Source organism: Streptomyces kronopolitis (assembly GCF_050953795.1).
GTDB lineage: Bacteria > Actinomycetota > Actinomycetes > Streptomycetales > Streptomycetaceae > Streptomyces > Streptomyces kronopolitis_A.
In genome coordinates, this window is record NZ_CP191850.1 from 5,345,768 (window position 1) to 5,363,234 (window position 17,467).

Genomic DNA, 17,467 nt, shown 5'->3' on the forward strand with positions numbered 1-17,467 from the left:
GCGCTTGAAAAGGTCGTTCGCCGAGCCGAAATCCGTGACCAACACCGCTGACCGTTTCCTCCCCCACTCTCGACTCCGCTCGAGTGGGGGGACCCCCATCGCCGACTCCGCAACGACCGCGACCTTCGCCGCAGACGCGGATGCGCAGGCGTGGACTCCGCCCAGCTGGGAGGAGATCGTCAGCACCCACAGTGCACGGGTCTACCGCCTCGCCTACCGCCTCACCGGCAATCAGCACGACGCCGAGGACCTCACCCAGGAGGTGTTCGTCCGCGTCTTCCGCTCGCTGTCGACGTACACCCCCGGCACGTTCGAGGGCTGGCTGCACCGCATCACGACCAACCTCTTCCTGGACATGGTCCGCCGCCGCCAGCGCATCCGCTTCGACGCGCTCGGTGACGACGCCGCCGAGCGGCTCCCCAGCCGCGAGCCCTCCCCGCAGCAGCACTTCAACGACACCCACTTCGACGCCGATGTGCAGCAGGCGCTGGACACCCTCGCGCCCGAGTTCCGCGCCGCCGTGGTGCTGTGCGACATCGAGGGCCTGTCGTACGAGGAGATCGCCGCGACGCTCGGCGTCAAGCTCGGCACGGTCCGCAGCCGGATCCACCGCGGCCGCTCCCATCTGCGCAAGTCCCTCAAGCACCGGGCCCCGGCCACCCGCGCCGAAGAGCGTGAGCAGCGGCGGTCGCTGGCCGTGGTGCCCACGGGGGAGGTCGGAATCGCGTGAGCGGCAGCGGCGGTCCGTCCCCCGCCGAGCAGCATCTCGGCGACCGCCTCGCGGCCCTGGTCGACGGCGAGTTGAAGCACGACGCGCGCGAGCGGGTGCTCGCGCACCTGGCGACCTGCGGCAAATGCAAGGCGGAGGCCGACGCCCAGCGTCGGCTCAAGAGTGTCTTCGCGCAGACCGCGCCCCCCGACCCCTCCGAGGGGCTGCTGGCGCGGCTGCAGCAACTGCCCGGCGGTGACCCGGGCGGCCCCGGCAGCCGGCTCGACGGCGGCAGCTTCGGCCGCGGCGAATTCGCCCGCGACAGCGGCGCGTTCTCCTACGTCGCCTCCCGGAACCACTCCGGCCACGCCCTGGCCGGCATCGCCCCCCAGCCCCGCTCCCGTGGCTTCCGCGTCCACGAGGCCGAACGACCCGGTCAGCGGCGCCGGTTCGCCTTCGCGGCGGCCGGTGCGGTCTCCCTCGCGGCGATCGCGCTGGGCGGCGCCTTCCCGCTGGAGGCGACCGGCGATCTTCCCGGCGCACGCACCGACGGCAACGGCACGACCGTCACCCCGCTCACCGTCAGTCCCGCGGCCGACAGCGAGGTGCTGCTGCGCGGTGACCCGTTCCCCACCGGCCGTTCCGGGACGGGCGTCCGGCAGCCGTCCGGCGGCCCGACCCTGGCCCCGGCCGCCGGCGCCATGACCCTCTACGGCCCCGGTGCGGCCTCCCCCTCCCCGTCGTACACCCCGCCCGCGGTCGCGCCGGCCGGGCGCTTCGGACTGTCGCCGCAGACCTCCCCGAACGGTCCGGCCGTCGCCTACGGCCTCCCGTCCCTGACGGCGGCGACCGGCGGCCCTCCCGCGCGCAAGAATCCGCCGCCGCTGCCCCCGCTGGAGCCCATGCGCCCGCTGACCGGTCCCGCCGCCCCGGCCGGCCCGTCCGCACATGGCTCAACCCCCGCCCAGCGCTGACCGTCCCCTGCGCGGCCCCGCGCGGAACTGGTTGAATCCCCCTGGGCGGCGCACCCCTGAGCGGGCGCATGCCGCGAGGTGGTGGTGGCCCGCGCAGGACCGCGGGCGAAGTCTGGGGAGAGCATGGACGACGGTAAGGCCGCCGGGCCGAAGCTGAAGTGGTGGAGCCGCCCGGGGGGCACCGCGCGTACGGAGCCCTCCACCGGGGCCGAGGCGTCCGGGCCGCAGTCGGCCGAGGACTGGCTCATGCGTCCCCCGGAGCCGCGCGACGGCGCGGGGGAGCGAGGGCTGCCCGGCCCGTCCGAGGGTGCGATTCCGGCCGAAATGGCCGAGCAGACCGCCGAGTTGGCGAGGACCCCGGAGGGCACGGCGAGCCCTGCCACGGCACCGGCCACGCCCCCCGTCACCACGGCATCGGACGCCACCGCCCCGTACGCCCCCGGGACCCCGGAGGACGGCGCCGGCGACGCGCGCCCGGAGCCGTCGACCGTGACGCTCGGCAAGGTGCCCGGCGGCGTGCCGGGGACGGCGGCGGACGGCCCGCGGACCGCGGAGGCCGCCGCGACCGCTCCGTTGTCCGCCGACCCCTCGCCCCTCGCCGGGGTGACGGCCGGCGGCCCGGCCGCGGCGCCGGCACGCCAGCGTCCGCTGCACCCCGAGGACCCCTACGGCACCCCTCCCTACGGCGGCCCCGGCCCGTGGGCGCCCGCGCCGCCCGTACAGCGGCCGGTGGCCACGCCCGCCCACGGCACCGTGCTCCCGCCGGCCCCTGCGGCGCCGCCTCCGTACGGCGCGGGCCACCCCGGCCCGCCCCCGCCCCCGTCCCCGCCGTCCGCGGGGCACCCGGCCGCCCCGGGGACGGCCGTCGACGACCGACCGCCCGCCCCCGGCACCGCACCGCGCCCCCCGGCCGCCGAAGCCCTCACGGCCCCGCAGCCCGCCCCCGGCAGCGTCCCCGGGCCCCACGACCCCGCCGCCGCGCACCCCGCCCCCCTGGACCCCGCCCCGCAGCCGTACGCCGCCGCGCCCGGCGACCCCGCGCCGGTCGCCGGCCACCCCGGCGGACCGCACGGCGCCTGGCAGCAGTACGACCCCTGGAGCGCGCCGCTGCAGGGCGGGCCCGTCGTGCCGGCTCCTCCGCGCCGCCGGGGGCCGCTGGTCGCCGGAGGCGTGGCGCTCGCGCTGCTGGCGGGCGGTGTCGGCGGCGGCGTGGGCGCCTACGTCGAGCGCTACGGCGGCATCAACGACATCCAGCTGTCGCAGGCCGGCGGGGACGAGGGCGGCCGCAAGCCCGACTCCGTCGCCGGGATCGCGCAGGCCGCGCTGCCCGGCGTGGTCACGATCCACGTCCGCGGCAGCGCCGAACAGGGCACCGGCACCGGCTTCGTCCTCGACCACCAGGGACACATCCTCACCAACAACCACGTCGTCGAGCCGGCCGCCGACGGCGGGGAGATCTCGGTGACCTTCAGCGGCGGCCAGACGGCCAAGGCCCGCGTGGTCGGCCGGGACGGCGGCTACGACCTCGCGGTCGTCCAGGTGGAGGGCGTCACGGGGCTGCGGCCGCTGCCCCTGGGCAACTCCGACGCGGTGCGCGTCGGCGACCCCGTCGTGGCGATCGGCGCACCGTTCGACCTCGCCAACACCGTCACCTCCGGGATCATCAGCGCCAAGCAGCGCCCGATCACCGCGGGCGGCGCGAAGGGCGACGGCAGCGATGTGTCGTACGTGGACGCGCTGCAGACCGACGCCCCCATCAACCCCGGCAACTCCGGCGGCCCGCTGGTCGACACCCGGGCCCGGGTGATCGGCATCAACAGCGCCATCCGCGCGGCGGACAGCGGCAGCGGCCTGGCGGGCGGCGCCCAGGGCGGCAGCATAGGGCTGGGCTTCGCCATCCCGGTCAACCAGGCCAAGCGGGTGGCCGAGGAGCTGATCAACACCGGCCGGGCGACCCACCCGGTGATCGGCGTGACGCTGGAGATGGAGTACGCCGGTGACGGGGCGCGGGTCAGCGCGCACAGCAAGGACGGCAAGCAGCCGGTGGCCCACGACGGCCCCGCCGACAAGGCCGGGATCAAGGCCGGCGACGTGATCACCGGGGTGGACGGCGCCCCCGTGCACAGCGGCCAGGAGCTGATCGTCAAGATCCGCAGCCACCGGCCCGGGGACACGCTGGCGCTGACCGTCCAAAGGGGCGGAAAGGAGCGGTCCGTTCGGCTCAGTCTGGGGTCTTCCAGCACCGGCTGATCGTTTGCACGGTGTTGGCACGGGTGACTCCCGTCCGACGTGCGGGGCCAGGTACCGTGAGAGGCGGCCTGGCCCAAAGGCCTATGAAGGCCGCGGATAACCCAAGGAGCTGCACGGTGTTCTTCGACATAGGACCCCTCGAGCTGGTCGCGCTCGTGATCCTTGCCGTGCTCATCTTCGGCCCGGACAAGCTCCCCAAGGTCATCCAGGACGTCATGACCTTCATCCGCAAGGTGCGGGCGTTCTCCGACAGCGCCAAGGAGGACATCCGCAGCGAGCTCGGCCCGGACTTCAAGGACTTCGAGTTCGAAGACCTCAAGCCCAAGAACTTCGTGCGCAAGCACGTCCTGGAGAAGGACGAGTACGGCCTCAAGGACCTTCAGGAGATCCGTAACGGTTTCGACCTGAAGAAGGAGATGGCCGAGGTCACCGACGCCGTCAACGGCCATGACGGCGCGTCGTCCGCCACGCCCTCGAACGGCGCAGGTCCCAGCCTGTCCAAGGGGTCCCCGGCAGCCTCCGCCGGCGGCCCTGACCTGGGAAAGAAGCCTCTGGGCACGGAGAGCGGCGAGCGTCCGCCGTTCGACGCGGACGCCACCTGACCACATGATATGACCGGCTGTGTTGACGCCTATGGCTATGCTCCGGGTGTCCGGGGTTCGGTCGCCTGATGAGGGGGGCGGGCCGCCCACGACGCAGGGCAACAAGGAGGCTCCGCGCAGATGGAGACGACGAGTCCGTCAGCGACAGACGAGGCGGCCGCCGAAGCCGGCCGGAAGGTCGACGGATATCTGCTGGCCGCATTCCCGTGGTACGGCCTCGACGAGGCGTTCACCGGTCCGCGGTGGCTGATGAGGGTCGGGGCGGCCGCCGACGGCACCGTCGAGCACGGTGCCACGGGGCACGGCGAGGAGCCCACGATCAAGGCGGAGCCGCCGCAGGACGAGCGGTTCGCGGTGGTGGTGACGGTCGCCAGCCGCCCGGTACGGCGCAGCGGTGACGGCACCGGCGTCCTGGAGGCCACCTCGGTCTCCACGGCCGCCTGGCTCGCCGGGTCGGGTCTGCTGGCCCAGACCTGGCCGACCCAGATGGACCGGACGCTGCGCCAGGACTGGCTCGACCAGCAGACGATGCTCGCCTGGGAGCTGGCCGACGATCTCGGCGGCGGGAGCTGGAGCGAGCTGATGCTGCCGGTGGACGGCGTGCCCACCTCGTTCGCCTACCGCGAGTCCGAGTACGGCTGGGTGCTGGCGGGTTCGGCGAGCGAGGGTCCCGAGGGGGTCCACATCGGCGCCTACGGGCGCGGGATGAGCGCCTACGGGCTGGGCTTCTCGGTGATCAAGGACCTCACCACGTACGAGGGCTGAGCGGCAGGCCGCACGGACACGAAGGGGCGGGCCCGTACGGGCCCGCCCCTTCGCCGTCCCCGGGAGCCGCCGCCGGGCCCGGTCACCCGTCCCGCGGCGGCTCGCGGCGCGTCAGAACTTGTTGCGCGGGGTGATCCCCAGCGACATGCCGGACAGGCCCCGCTGCCGGTCACCCAGCTTCCCGGCGATCGCGCGGATCGCCGCGCCCGCGGGGGAGTCGGGATCGCTCAGCACGACCGGCTTGCCCTCGTCGCCGCCCTCGCGCAGCCGGACGTCGATCGGGATGGCGCCGAGCACCGGCACCTGCGCGCCGGTCGTCCTCGTCAGCCCCTCGGCGACCCGCTCGCCGCCGCCGGTGCCGAAGACGTCGACCATCTCGTCACAGTGCGGGCAGGGCAGCCCGGACATGTTCTCCACCACGCCGACGATCTTCTGGTGGGTCTGCACGGCGATCGAGCCGGCCCGCTCGGCGACCTCGGCGGCGGCCTGCTGCGGGGTGGTGACCACCAGGATCTCGGCGTTCGGCACCAGCTGCGCCACCGAGATGGCGATGTCGCCGGTGCCCGGGGGCAGGTCCAGCAGGAGGACGTCCAGGTCGCCCCAGTAGACGTCGGCGAGGAACTGCTGGAGGGCGCGGTGCAGCATCGGGCCGCGCCAGACGACGGGGGCGTTGCCCGGGGTGAACATGCCGATGGAGATGACCTTCACGCCGTGCGCCGACGGCGGCATGATCATGTTCTCGACCTGGGTGGGCTTGCCGTCGGCGCCCAGCATCCGGGGCACCGAGTGGCCGTAGATGTCGGCGTCCACGACACCGACCTTCAGCCCGTCGGCCGCCATCGCCGCGGCGAGGTTGACCGTCACCGACGACTTGCCGACGCCGCCCTTGCCGGAGGCGACCGCGTAGACCCGGGTCAGCGAACCGGGCTGGGCGAACGGCACCTCGCGCTCGGCGGTGCCGCCGCGCAGCGACGCCGCCAGCTCCTTGCGCTGCTCGTCGCTCATCACGTCCAGCTCGACGGCGACGGAGGTGACGCCCTCGACCCGCTCGACGGCCTCCCGCACATTGCTGGTGATCGTCTCGCGCATCGGGCAGCCGGAGACGGTGAGGTAGACCACGACCGCCACCGCGCCGTCCGCCGCGATGTCCACCGATTTGACCATCCCCAATTCGGTGATGGGGCGGTGGATCTCGGGGTCGTTCACCGTCGCGAGCGCGTCGCGGATCGCGTCCTCGCTCGGCGCGGCGTCTGCGGGGGGTACCACCCGGGCGGAGTCCGGTGGGGTGTCGGTAGCCATGACCCGATGGTACGGCGCGTGAGGGTGCCTCCGGAAAGCCCGTCAGCGGTCGCGTTCGTCACTCTGCGCGTCGGCCGGCTGCCGCAGCTCCAGATCCCGCTGCAGGTCCTCCAGCTCGGAGCGGATCCAGTCGCGGGTGGCGACCTCGCCCAGGCCCAGCCGCAGCGCCGCGATCTCCCGGGTCAGGTACTCGGTGTCGGCGATGGAGCGCTCGTTCTGCTTGCGGTCCTGCTCGTGGGTGACCCGGTCGCGGTCGTCCTGGCGGTTCTGGGCCAGCAGGATCAGCGGCGCCGCGTACGACGCCTGCAGCGACAGCGCCAGCGTCAGGAAGATGAACGGGTAGCGGTCGAACCGCAGCGCGCTGGGCACGGTGGTGTTCCAGAGGACCCACAGGATGATCGTGACCGTCATCCAGACGATGAAGCGGCCGGTCCCCAGGAAGCGGGCGATCTTCTCCGAGAGCCGCCCGAACGCCTCCGGGTCGTACTCCGGCAGGAACGTGCGGCGCGGCGCGCGCGGCTGGTCGAGCCGCACCCGCGGCCGGTCCGGGGCGCCCCGGCGCAGCGCCGAGGCGCCGTTCGCCCGCGACCGTTCCCTGCCCGCGTCCCGCTCCTCAGCGCCCATCCGCGCCCCTCCCCGGCCGCACGCCGCCGCTCAGGCCGGCCGCCGCGGAGCCGTGCAGCCCGTCCTCGCGCCAGTCGTCCGGCAGCAGATGGTCCAGCACGTCGTCGACGGTGACCGCGCCCAGCAGCGCCCCGCTCTCGTCGACGACGGGCGCGGCGACCATGTTGTACGCGGCCAGATAGCTGGTCACCTCCGGCAGCGGGGTGTCCGGCGGCAGCGCCGGCAGATCGGTGTCGGCGATCGAGCTGACGAGGGTGAACGGCGGGTCGCGCAGCAGCCGTTGGAAGTGCACCAGACCCAGGTACTTGCCGGTTGGGGTCTCGTCCGGCGGCCGGCAGACGTAGACCTGGGCGGCCAGCGCGGGGGACAGGTCCGGGTCACGCACCCGGGCCAGCGCGTCGGCGACGGTCGCGTCCGGGCGCAGCACGATCGGCTCGGTGGTCATCAGGCCGCCCGCGGTCCGCTCCTCGTACGCCATCAGCCGCCGCACGTCCGCGGCCTCCTCCGGCCGCATCAGCGCCAGCAGCCGCTCCTTCTCCTCCTCCGGCAGCTCGGAGAGCAGGTCGGCGGCGTCGTCGGGGTCCATCGCCTCCAGGACGTCGGCGGCCCGCTCGTCCTTCAGCTTGCCGAGGATCTCGACCTGGTCGTCCTCCGGCAGCTCCTCCAGGACGTCGGCGAGCCGGTCGTCGTCGAGCGCCGCGGCGACCTCGGCCCGCCGCTTGGGGGAGAGGTGGTGCAGCACGCCCGCCAGATCGGCCGGGCGCAGCTGCTCGAACGTGGCCAGCAGGCTCTCCGCCCCCTGCCCGTGCTCCTCCAGCGAGAAGCCGGTCACCGCCGACCACTCCACGGTCAGCGCCTCGCCCCGTCCGCCGCCCTTCCCGGGCGCCGCTCCGCGCCCCAGGATCTTCTGGCGCAGCCCCGCGCCCCTGCCCTTGCGCACGAAGACCTTCTCGACCTCCCAGTCGCGGCGGGCGGGCAGCTGGGTGATGCCGATGTCCAGGACGGTGACCTCCTCGCCGGTCTCCACCAGCTGCACCCGCCGGTCCAGCAGTTCGCCCAGCACCAGCGTCTCGGACGTCCGCTGCTCGAAGCGCCGCATGTTGACCACGCCGGTGATGACGAGCTGGCCGGTGTCCACCCCGCTCACCCGGGTCATGGGAACGAAGATCCGGCGCCGGCTGATCACCTCGACGACCACCCCGAGCAGCCGCGGCGGGCGCTCGCCGACCCGGAGCAGCGCGACGAGATCCCGCAGCCGCCCGACCTGGTCGCCGTTGGGGTCGAAGACGGGGGTGCCGGCGAGATGGGAGACGAAGACCCGGGGAGTCACCACTGCCATGCGCAGCGCCGCCCTTTCTCCCGTTCGGTCCGGAAACACGGCATGAATGCGGGTTCAGGCTAACGCGCCCGGGTCGCGGCCGCCCCGGTGGAAGAGGCCGTAGGGTGACCGCCACGCACCCCGCCGACGCGCCGGCGCATGCCAGGTACGCTGCCGTACTGCTGTCGAGGTCACCCGCATCAGGAGGCACAGCCCACGTGAGCGCAATCCCCCCGGGCGCCGGCCCCCGATCCTCCTGCGGATCCCGTCGTACGGGCCGGTCGGCGCTGGTCGCGGCCCTCTGCGCGGCACTGGCCGCGGCGCTGGCGGGCTGCGGCGGCGAGGACCCGGACGCGGGCACCAACGGGGTGGGGAAGCTGCCCGCCGCGAAGATCCAGTCCAAGGCGCGGGCCGCGGCCCAGCGCGCCGGGACGGTGCACCTGTCCGGCAACGTCGTCAGCCAGGGCCGCACCTACAAGCTCGACATGAGCCTGGCGAAGGACGGCGCCAAGGGCGAGCTGACCACGAAGGCGGCCGCCTTCCAGCTGCTGCGGGTCGGCGACGCGCTCTACCTGAAGGCGGACGCGGCCTTCTGGGCCGGCGAGAAGGGCGGCGCCTCGGGCTCCTCGGGCGGGGCGGCGACCAAGCTCGACGGCAAATACGTCAAGGTGCCCGCCGCGGACCCGGTCTACAAGCGTTTCAGCGGTTTCACCGACAAGGACACCCTGCTCGCCGGCCTGCTCGCGCTGCACGGCAGCCTGACGGCCGGTGACCGCAGCGACATCGGCGGGGTGCGCACCGTGCGGCTGACCGCCGGCTCCGGCGCCGGCGGCACCCTGGACGTCTCGCTGGAGGGCACGCCCTACCCGCTGCGGCTGCAGCGCGCCGGCGGTGCGGGCGTGCTCCGGCTCGACGACTGGGGCAAGCGCGTGGATCTACGGGCACCGGCCAAGGGGCAGGTCGTGGACTACGGCAGCAAGATCTGACCGGACGGCGAGGGGTGCCTCAGCCCTTCCGCCCCCGGCGCAGCAGCTTCGGCAGCGCGGCCGGGACGGGCCGCCGGGTGATCGCGGACGTGGCCAGCGGCGGCGCCGCGTGCGACTCCTCGGGCATCGCGCCGGGGCGCTGCCCGGCCTGACCGGTCGGCTCCAGGCGCAGCACCCGGCACTCCCGCGCCCAGCGCTCGGTGAGGGTGTCCGCGTCCGGCGCGTTGAGCCGCTTGCCCTTGAGCTCGTCGACCGCGGCCTGCCAGGCCTCGCTCTGCGGCACCGTCTCGACGACCCGGGCCTGCCAGGCGATCAGCCGGCCGCCCTTCTCCTTGCTGCGGACGGTCACCGTCGCCGGGCCGCCGTCGGTGAGCCCGAGGTCGGCCAGCGGCTGTTCGCCGGGGCCGTCCCCGACGAGACAGGCGGCGCCGTCGAGCCACAGGTGCCACAGCGCCCGGGACGGGCCCGCGCTCCCCCGCACCCAGATGAGGCCGGACTTCTTCGTGGCCTCTTCGATGAGCGCCCGATCCTGCAGGGCCTGCGACACGGTCTCCGTCATACGGGCCAGCCTAATGGCCCCGCCCCGCGCCGGGCGGAGCCGCCCGGACGGCGAGATGCCGGTGCGCGGCCGCCCTACGGGTCACAGCCAGCCGTTGCGCTTGAACCCGCGGCGGATGCCGAAACAGATCGCCACCGTCGCCAGCAGCACGGCCGGGTAGCCGAACTTCCAGTGCAGCTCGGGCATGTAGTCGAAGTTCATGCCGTAGACCCCGGCGATCATCGTCGGGACGGCGAAGATCGCCGCCCATGCGGTGATCTTGCGCATGTCCTCGTTCTGCGCGACGGCCGCCTGCGCGAGGTTGGCCTGGAGGATGGAGTTGAGCAGGTCGTCGAAGGACAGCACCTGCTCGTTGACCCGTGCCAGGTGGTCGGCGACGTCCCGGAAGTACTTCTGGATGTCGGTGTCCACCAGCCGCATCGGACGCTCGCTCAGCAGCTGCATCGGCCGCAGCAGCGGCGACACCGCGCGCTTGAACTCCAGTACCTCGCGCTTGAGTTGGTAGATCCGCCCGGCGTCGCCGCCCTTGGGGGAGCCCTTGACGCCGGCGCCCTTGCCGTTGGTGCCCGAGCTGAAGACGTCGATCTCCACCTCGTCGATGTCGTCCTGCACCGCGCCGGCCACCGCCATGTAGCCGTCCACGACCTGGTCGGCGATGGCGTGCAGCACCGCGGACGGGCCCTTGGCCAGCAGCTCCGGGTCGTCCTGGAGCCGGTGGCGCAGCGCGCGCAGCGAGCCCTGGCCGCCGTGCCGCACGGTCACGATGAAGTCCCGCCCGGTGAAGCACATCACCTCGCCGGTCTCCACGACCTCGCTGGTGGCGGTCAGCTCGGTGTGCTCGACGTAGTGGACCGTCTTGAAGACCGTGAACAGGGTCTCGTCGTACCGCTCCAGCTTGGGCCGCTGGTGGGCGTGCACGGCGTCCTCGACGGCGAGCGGGTGCAGCCCGAACTCCTGGGCGATACCGGCGAATTCGCCTTCGGTGGGCTCGTGCAGCCCGATCCAGGCGAAGCCGCCCTCGGACCGCACCGAGGCCATCGCCTCGGCGGGGGAGACGTGGTCACTGACCCGGCGGCCCTCGCGGTACACGCCGCAGTCCACGATGGCGCTGTTGGCACAGCCCTTCGCGGACCCGTCGTAGGGGTACGGGGAGTCGTCGCGGCGCCGGGCGGGACGGACGGCGGCACGCAGGTCACGGATCATCGACATGGCAGGCTCCTTCACGGGCCGGCCGTCAGCTGCGGGCGCGGGGCGCAACGCTGCCCGGAACGTGGACGTACGAGGCGTCATCGGCCGTACGTCCGCAAAGCGGGCGGCGCTCCGTGCGGGGGTACTGACGGCAGTTCGCAGAAAACACGGAACAAAGAGTCGAAGGCGCTCTTCCGTCATCTACTTCCGGCGCAAAGGTGCTTCCCTGGTTTCGCCGCTGGACGGCGGGGTACGGAAGCTCTCGGATCAGGAGATTCGCTGCGCGAGGGGGATGACAGGAGAACTATCGGTACTGCACGGTCGACTCGGATCCACCGCAGCCCCACCTCCTCCGGCCGGTCCCCGTTGGGGGACGACGTCATTCCCTGACCAGACGGCAAGGCTATCAGCCGCCTGCTGCGCTGCCGCGCCGCTTTGCCTGTTCCATACGAAGAACGGGAGCGCCGCGGAGCACCTCGTGGACGGGCGCCGACAGTCCGGGCGAGCGGCCTATGCTCACGGCATGTCTGACGTTCTTGAGCTGGTCGAAGCCCGTTTGCGCACGACTCTGGGCGAGCCGGACGCACGCGCCGCCGTCACGTTTCTCGGGACCGACCGTATCGAGGTCCTCCGCTTCGCGGACAGCGGGGTCGTGCGTTACGCCACGCTGGGGATGTCCGCACAGCCGATGGCCGATCCGACGGCCGTCCTGGCCGACCCGCTGCGCGGACCGCGCGCCGAACTCCTGCTGTCCGTGCGCGCCGGCCGCGCGGAGACCGACAAGGTGCTCCGGCCGCTCGCCGTGCTCGCCGCGTCCCCCCAGGTGGAAGGGGTCGTCGTGGCGCCCGGTGCCTCGCTCGACGTGGGCGAGCCGCTGTGGCCGGGGGCGGCCTTCACCTCCGTCCTGGTCGCCTCGTCCGGCGGGCTCGTCGAGGACCTCGCGCTCGACGAGCCGAGGGAGCCGGTCCGCTTCCTGCCGCTGCTGCCGATGACGCCCAACGAGGCCGCCTGGAAGCGGGTCCACGGCGCGGAGGCCCTGGAGAAGCGCTGGCTGGAGCACGGCACGGACCTGCGGGACCCGCAGCGGGCGGGCGTGGCCCTCGACTGACCCGTGTGCCGGTGACCGTGCGCCGGTGCGCCCGTCCGTCCCCGGCGAGGGCGGATGGAGCGTCAGTTTCCTTACCGGACGCGGTGCGCGGGGTCCGGCCCGGTGCAGCCGGCGAGCGCCGTGACGCCGTCCTCCGTGGCGTGCTGCGGTGCCGGCTTCCGCGCCCCGGTGGCGGTCGGCGATCGTCGGTGAAGGCCACGACCGAGGCGCCCGCCGTGGCCCAGACGGCCTTCGGCCGGCGCAGGAGCGAGGCGCCGCCCCGCCCGGACGGCCCGTCCGGACCGCGATGGCCGCCGCTCTTCGTGCCGCACATGACGCGGTCCCGTCGCCGGTCGCCGGGTGCCGGGGCGTTGCCGGTCGCGTGCTCCGGGGCCGGGGCCGCGTGCGGCTGCCCGCCCGAGAGCGGTGACGTTTATGCGCAATAAGTTAGGCGCACTAAAGGGTGTAAGGGTCAGCTACTCCTCGGGTGGGCCGGGGTGCGCCGGAGCGAACGGTCAAATGCACGGCGCGGCAGGTGATTCGGGCACACCGGTGGGGTGATCGTCCTTGACGCGGCGGCGGGGCTGGAGGACCGTGGATCCCTATGAGGGGCGAACCCAGTTGCCCGAAGTGCGGAGGCCGGGTGAGGACGCCCGGTCTCTTCTCCGACACCTGGCAGTGCGAGAAGCACGGGGCCGTGCATCCGCTCCAGCCGGTCGTCCCGCCGAGCGTCGAGGCGCTCGGCGTCGTCGTGCACCGCGCGCAGGTGCCCGTCTGGATGCCCTGGCCGCTGCCGGTCGGCTGGCTGTTCACCGGCGTGGCCTGCGCCGGCGACGAGCGCAGCGGCGGCCGCGCCACGGCGGTGGCCTGCTCGGGCCCCGGCCCGCTCGGCGGCCCCGGTGAACTGCTCCTGATCGCCGAGGAACTGGGCGTCGGACTCGGCGCGCGCTACGCCGGGATCGACGGCCCCGACCCGGGCCCCCAGATGTGTGTGGACACCGCCCCGCACGGCAAGGTGCTCGCCGCCGGCCGGCCGACCCCGCTGTGGCACGTCGACCACGCGCCGCCGGACCGCGCGGTCTTCGCGGGCGAGGCGCGCGGACTGTGGCTCTGGGCGATCGCCTGGCCCGAGCAGTCGGGGCTGCTGATGTACGACGAACTGGTGCTGACGGATCTGCGCGAGGCCGGCGCCGAGGTGGATCTGCTGCCGTGCGGGGCGCTCTCCCCGCGGATCCTGGGCTGATCGAAGGCCACCGCGCACGGCGCCGGCGCACCGTCCGGGCGCCGTCCGGCCGCCCGGTATCCTTCAGGGGTCCCCTACGGTGTACCCGTGCCCGATGTCCCCCGGGCCCCGTCCCGTGCCCGTCCCGCAGCAGTCTGGAGTCCGCGTCGTGCGCATCGATCTGCACACCCACTCCACGGCGTCCGACGGCACGGACACCCCCGCCGAGCTGGTGCGCAATGCCGCCGCCGCGGGGCTGGACGTCGTCGCGCTGACCGACCACGACACCGTCGGCGGGCATGCCGAGGCACGTGCCGCGCTGCCCGAGGGGCTGACGCTGGTCACCGGCGCCGAACTCTCCTGCCGGATCGACGGCGTGAGCCTGCACCTCCTCGCCTACCTCTTCGACCCCCAGGAGCCGGAACTCGCCCGCGAGCGGGAGCTGGTGCGCGACGACCGGGTGCCGCGGGCCCAGGGCATGGTCGCCAAGCTGCGCGACCTCGGGGTGCCGGTCACCTGGGAGCAGGTCGCCCGGATCGCCGGCGACGGCGCCGTGGGCCGACCGCACCTCGCCACCGCCCTCGTCGACCTGGGCGTGGTCCCCACCGTCTCCGACGCCTTCACCTCCGAATGGCTCGCCAACGACGGCCGGGCCTACGTGGACAAGCACGAACTCGACCCGTTCGAGGCGATCCGGCTGGTCAAGGCCGCCGGCGGGGTCACCGTCTTCGCGCACCCGCTGGCCGTCAAGCGCGGCAGCTGCGTCCCGGAGAGCGTGCTGGCCGAACTCGCCGCGTCCGGACTCGACGGCATCGAGGCCGACCACATGGACCACGACGCGCCCACCCGCGCCCGGCTGCACGCCATGGCCGCCGACCTCGGCCTGCTGGCCACCGGCTCCAGCGACTACCACGGCAGCCGTAAGACCTGCCGCCTCGGCGAGTACACCACCGACCCGGAGATCTACGGCGAGATCGTGCGCCGTGCCACCGGAGCGTTCCCCGTCCCCGGCACCGGCGGCTGAGCCCACCGCGGACCACTCGGCGGCGCGCCCCGCGCGCCCGTCCTCACCGGCCCGGCAGCGCGCCGTGCGCCCCGCCTCCCTCTCCTTCCCCCTCCACTTCTTCCGTTTCAGTGCTTCTCACGGATGCGCGCGCCGCGCCCTGCCCGTGAGCGCTCGTCCCGTACCACCTCTCGCAAGGCCTTCACCGTGTTCGACGTCGCCGTCTTCAGTACCCTGTTCGTCACCCTCTTCGTGATCATGGACCCGCCCGGGATCACGCCGATCTTCCTGGCCCTGACCTCCGGCCGCCCGGCCAAGGTGCAGCGCCGGATGGCCTGGCAGGCGGCCGCCGTCGCCTTCTGCGTCATCGCCGTCTTCGGTCTCTTCGGCCGCCAGATCCTGGGCCGGCTGCACATCTCGACGCCCGCGCTGATGATCGCGGGCGGGCTGCTGCTCCTGCTGGTCGCGCTGGATCTGCTGACCGGGAAGTCGGAGGAGCCGACCCAGACCAAGGACGTCAATGTCGCGCTGGTCCCGCTGGGCATGCCGCTGCTGGCCGGGCCCGGTGCGATCGTGTCGGTGATCCTGGCCGTGCAGCACGCGCACGGCGCCGCCGCCCAGCTCTCCGTGTGGACGGCGATCGCGGCCATCCACGTGGTGCTCTACCTGGTGATGCGGTTCTCACTGGTGATCATCCGGGTGATCAAGGACGGCGGTGTGGTCCTGGTGACGAGGCTGGCGGGCATGATGCTCTCCGCGCTCGCCGTGCAGCAGATCATCAACGGCGTGCTCCAGGTGATCCAGTCGGCCTGACGCCCCGCCGTGCGGGCTCCGCCGCACGGGCCGGACAGCACGACGCCCCCGTACACACCGTTGCGTACGGGGGCGCTGGGCTGTCCGCGCGCGGCCGATCGGGCACGGCCGGCGGATCCGCCGCGTCGGGCGGCGGGGCAGGTATCAGCGGGCGGCGGTGTCGGCCGGGCGGATGTAGATGCGCTGGCCGGTGGCGGCGGCCTGCTGCACTATCCGGTTGACGGAGGCGGCGTCCACGACGGTGCTGTCCACGGCGGAGCCGTTGGCATCGTCCAGGCGCATGATCTCGAAGCGCACAGTGCTTCTCCCTTCGTCTGATCCTCCTGTGGAGAACTCCTGAGTACGGGAGCCGCGCGGCGTCGCTGCCGTGCGCTCCCGATACGTATAACGACCTGCCCAGTGCAATCATTCCCTACGCTAAGGAAAAATTTCGACCGTCTAAATACGGCCACCGGGGGACGCGGTTGTGCCCGCAGAGTGACCGCCCGGACAATGGGTCCCGTATGAACGACGTCCGGCCCACGGGCCCCCTCGACCTCTCCACGCTCGCCGCCGGGATCGAGCGCACCAACGAGCTGCTCACCCGGGTGCTCGCCGAGGTCGCCACCACCCCCTCCACCCACGCGGCCTTCGTGGACGCCGGCTACGTCTATGCCGCGGCGGGACGGCTGGTCGCCGGCACGGAGGACCGCAAGGCCTTCGAGCTGGACGCCGAGGGCATGATCGAGGCGTTCATCGACCGGGCCCGGATGATCTTCCCGGACAGTCGGCTGCTGCGCGTCTACTGGTACGACGGTGCCCGCCGTCGCATCCACACCCAGGAGCAGCAGCGGATCGCCGAGCTGCCCGACGTCAAGGTCCGGCTCGGCAACCTCAACGCCAACAATCAGCAGAAGGGCGTCGACTCCCTGATCCGCTCGGACCTGGAGTCGCTGGCCCGGCACCGCGCGATCACCGACGCCGTGCTCATCGGCGGCGACGAGGACCTGGTCTCCGCGGTGGAGGCGGCGCAGGGCTACGGCGCGCGGGTGCACCTGTGGGGCATCGAGGCCTCCGGCGGCCGCAATCAGGCCGAACCGCTGCTGTGGGAGGTCGACAGCGCCCGCACCTTCGACCTGGAGTTCTGCAAGCCGTACGTCAGTCGCCGGGTCGGAGCCGAGTACGGCGAGACGGCGGTGGGCGAGGGGCCCGCGCCGCAGCGCGAGGACGTCCGCTTCGTCGGCGCGCAGATCGCCGCGCAGTGGCTGGCCGAGCGCGGCCGGGGCTGGCTCGCCGAGCTGCTGCCCGGACACCCCTATCTCCCCGGCGCGGTCGACCAGGAGCTGCTGACCACCGCGGAGGCCCTGCTGCGGCACTCCCTGCGCGGCCACGCCGATCTGCGGCGGGTGCTGCGCGACGGCTTCTGGGAGCACGTCCAGGCGCAGTGCTGACCGCGCGGGCCGTCCGGGCCTGACCCGACGCCCGTTCCGGCCGGCCCGCCGCCGGGTCAGGCCCGGGCGAGAAGCTCCCGCAGGCGGTCGAAGAAGCCCGCCCAGCCCGCCTCCGCCTGCCGGTACTGCTCGGCCGTGAGATGCCCGCCGAGCTGCCGGAACGCCATTTCGGTACGCCCCTGGAGATCGGTCAGGGTGACCCGGACGATCTCGCCCTCGGCACCGTCCGGCGCGGCCGAGTCCCGGACCGTGAACTCCAGCCGCTCCGGGGCGGCGACCTCGCGGTAGACACCGGAGAACGGCAGCTCACCGCCGTCCGGGGTGCGCATCACCAGGCTCCAGACGCCACCCGGCCGGGCGTCCATCGTCACCCGGTCGGCGGGGACCTCCAGCTCCCCGCCGAACCAGTACGCGAAGTGCTCGGGCCTCGTCCAGGCCTCGAAGACCAGCTCGCGGCGGGCGTCGAAGGTCCGGTTGAGGGCGATGCCGTGCGGGCCGCCGTCGTCGGCCGGGGGAGTCGCCGGGTTCTCGGTCATGGTCGGGCCCTTCCTGTGCAGCCGGTGGCGGCCGGGCGCCGGTGCCCTTCCGTCTCCTTCGATGCTCGCCGAACCGCCCGGAGCTGTCCTGGTGACGCGACC

Annotated in this window: 18 protein-coding genes; 11 read left to right on the plus strand and 7 right to left on the minus strand. The window is 73.5% G+C overall.

Translation table 11 applies throughout. The annotated features are described in order from the left end of the window. The first annotated feature begins 34 nt into the window (after positions 1–34). The 5 genes from sigE (at position 35) to ACQP17_RS23785 (ending at position 5,300) form a co-directional block, all read left to right on the plus strand. On the plus strand, positions 35–730 hold the full coding sequence (sigE, locus tag ACQP17_RS23765) for an RNA polymerase sigma factor SigE (protein WP_364875152.1): 696 nt from the start codon (positions 35–37) through the stop codon (positions 728–730). Further along, positions 727–1,683 carry a zf-HC2 domain-containing protein gene (locus tag ACQP17_RS23770; RefSeq protein ID WP_433858098.1) on the plus strand — a complete coding sequence of 319 codons (957 nt, stop codon included), beginning with the start codon at positions 727–729 and terminating at the stop codon, positions 1,681–1,683. The genes sigE and ACQP17_RS23770 overlap by 4 nt, the downstream gene beginning before the upstream one ends. 123 nt (positions 1,684–1,806) lie before the next feature. Then, on the plus strand, positions 1,807–3,933 hold the full coding sequence (locus ACQP17_RS23775; protein ID WP_433858099.1) for a trypsin-like peptidase domain-containing protein: 2,127 nt from the start codon (positions 1,807–1,809) through the stop codon (positions 3,931–3,933). A gap of 116 nt (positions 3,934–4,049) precedes the next feature. Next, positions 4,050–4,535, plus strand: coding sequence for a sec-independent translocase (locus tag ACQP17_RS23780; protein WP_433858100.1), 486 nt, complete (start codon positions 4,050–4,052; stop codon positions 4,533–4,535). A 120-nt stretch (positions 4,536–4,655) separates the two neighbouring features. Beyond that, positions 4,656–5,300: a hypothetical protein gene (locus ACQP17_RS23785; protein WP_433858101.1), complete on the plus strand. Its 645-nt coding sequence runs from the start codon at positions 4,656–4,658 to the stop codon at positions 5,298–5,300. A gap of 111 nt (positions 5,301–5,411) precedes the next feature. Here ACQP17_RS23785 and ACQP17_RS23790 read toward each other — a convergent pair whose 3' ends face one another. The 3 genes from ACQP17_RS23790 to ACQP17_RS23800 are packed head-to-tail and all read right to left on the minus strand — an operon-like array spanning position 5,412 to position 8,562. Then, entirely contained in the window at positions 5,412–6,599 is a 1,188-nt protein-coding gene (locus ACQP17_RS23790) for an Mrp/NBP35 family ATP-binding protein (RefSeq protein ID WP_433858102.1), read from the minus strand. Between the two features lie 42 nt (positions 6,600–6,641). Continuing rightward, positions 6,642–7,223, minus strand: a complete 582-nt coding sequence (locus tag ACQP17_RS23795; protein WP_433858103.1) for a DUF1003 domain-containing protein — start codon at positions 7,221–7,223, stop codon at positions 6,642–6,644. Beyond that, entirely contained in the window at positions 7,213–8,562 is a 1,350-nt protein-coding gene (locus ACQP17_RS23800; RefSeq protein ID WP_433858104.1) for a magnesium transporter MgtE N-terminal domain-containing protein, read from the minus strand. Before ACQP17_RS23800 ends, ACQP17_RS23795 begins: the two co-directional genes overlap by 11 nt. Positions 8,563–8,759: 197 nt before the next feature. On the opposite strand from ACQP17_RS23800, the gene ACQP17_RS23805 reads away from it, so the two are divergent. Beyond that, positions 8,760–9,527: a hypothetical protein gene (locus tag ACQP17_RS23805; RefSeq protein ID WP_433858105.1), complete on the plus strand. Its 768-nt coding sequence runs from the start codon at positions 8,760–8,762 to the stop codon at positions 9,525–9,527. 19 nt (positions 9,528–9,546) lie between these two features. Here ACQP17_RS23805 and ACQP17_RS23810 read toward each other — a convergent pair whose 3' ends face one another. Then, positions 9,547–10,086 (minus strand): hypothetical protein, encoded by a 540-nt coding sequence (locus ACQP17_RS23810; RefSeq protein ID WP_433858106.1) that lies wholly within the window; start codon positions 10,084–10,086, stop codon positions 9,547–9,549. 81 nt (positions 10,087–10,167) lie between these two features. Further along, a complete protein-coding gene (locus ACQP17_RS23815; RefSeq protein ID WP_433858107.1) occupies positions 10,168–11,295 on the minus strand; it encodes a magnesium and cobalt transport protein CorA in 1,128 nt (375 codons plus the stop codon). A 502-nt stretch (positions 11,296–11,797) separates the two neighbouring features. Between ACQP17_RS23815 and ACQP17_RS23820 the strand changes: the two genes are divergently transcribed. From ACQP17_RS23820 to ACQP17_RS23835, 4 genes are all read left to right on the plus strand, one after another. Further along, a complete protein-coding gene (locus ACQP17_RS23820) occupies positions 11,798–12,382 on the plus strand; it encodes a suppressor of fused domain protein (protein ID WP_189104592.1) in 585 nt (194 codons plus the stop codon). A gap of 583 nt (positions 12,383–12,965) precedes the next feature. Next, positions 12,966–13,604: a DUF6758 family protein gene (locus ACQP17_RS23825; protein WP_364875173.1), complete on the plus strand. Its 639-nt coding sequence runs from the start codon at positions 12,966–12,968 to the stop codon at positions 13,602–13,604. Positions 13,605–13,752: 148 nt separating this feature from the next. After that, complete coding sequence (locus ACQP17_RS23830; protein WP_433859992.1) at positions 13,753–14,607, plus strand: PHP domain-containing protein; 855 nt, start codon at positions 13,753–13,755, stop codon at positions 14,605–14,607. Between the two features lie 186 nt (positions 14,608–14,793). Next, the gene (locus ACQP17_RS23835; protein ID WP_364875251.1) at positions 14,794–15,399 is read left to right on the plus strand and encodes a MarC family protein; all 606 of its coding nucleotides are present in this window, start codon (positions 14,794–14,796) and stop codon (positions 15,397–15,399) included. 144 nt (positions 15,400–15,543) lie between these two features. Here the strand turns inward: ACQP17_RS23835 and ACQP17_RS23840 are convergent, their stop codons facing one another. Then, positions 15,544–15,696 carry a hypothetical protein gene (locus ACQP17_RS23840; RefSeq protein WP_329146695.1) on the minus strand — a complete coding sequence of 51 codons (153 nt, stop codon included), beginning with the start codon at positions 15,694–15,696 and terminating at the stop codon, positions 15,544–15,546. 206 nt (positions 15,697–15,902) lie between these two features. Here ACQP17_RS23840 and ACQP17_RS23845 point away from each other — a divergent pair, with 206 nt between their 5' ends. Further along, on the plus strand, positions 15,903–16,829 hold the full coding sequence (locus ACQP17_RS23845) for an NYN domain-containing protein (protein WP_433858108.1): 927 nt from the start codon (positions 15,903–15,905) through the stop codon (positions 16,827–16,829). A 56-nt stretch (positions 16,830–16,885) separates the two neighbouring features. Here ACQP17_RS23845 and ACQP17_RS23850 read toward each other — a convergent pair whose 3' ends face one another. Then, positions 16,886–17,365, minus strand: coding sequence for an SRPBCC family protein (locus ACQP17_RS23850; RefSeq protein ID WP_364875177.1), 480 nt, complete (start codon positions 17,363–17,365; stop codon positions 16,886–16,888). Between the last annotated feature and the right edge of the window lie 102 nt (positions 17,366–17,467).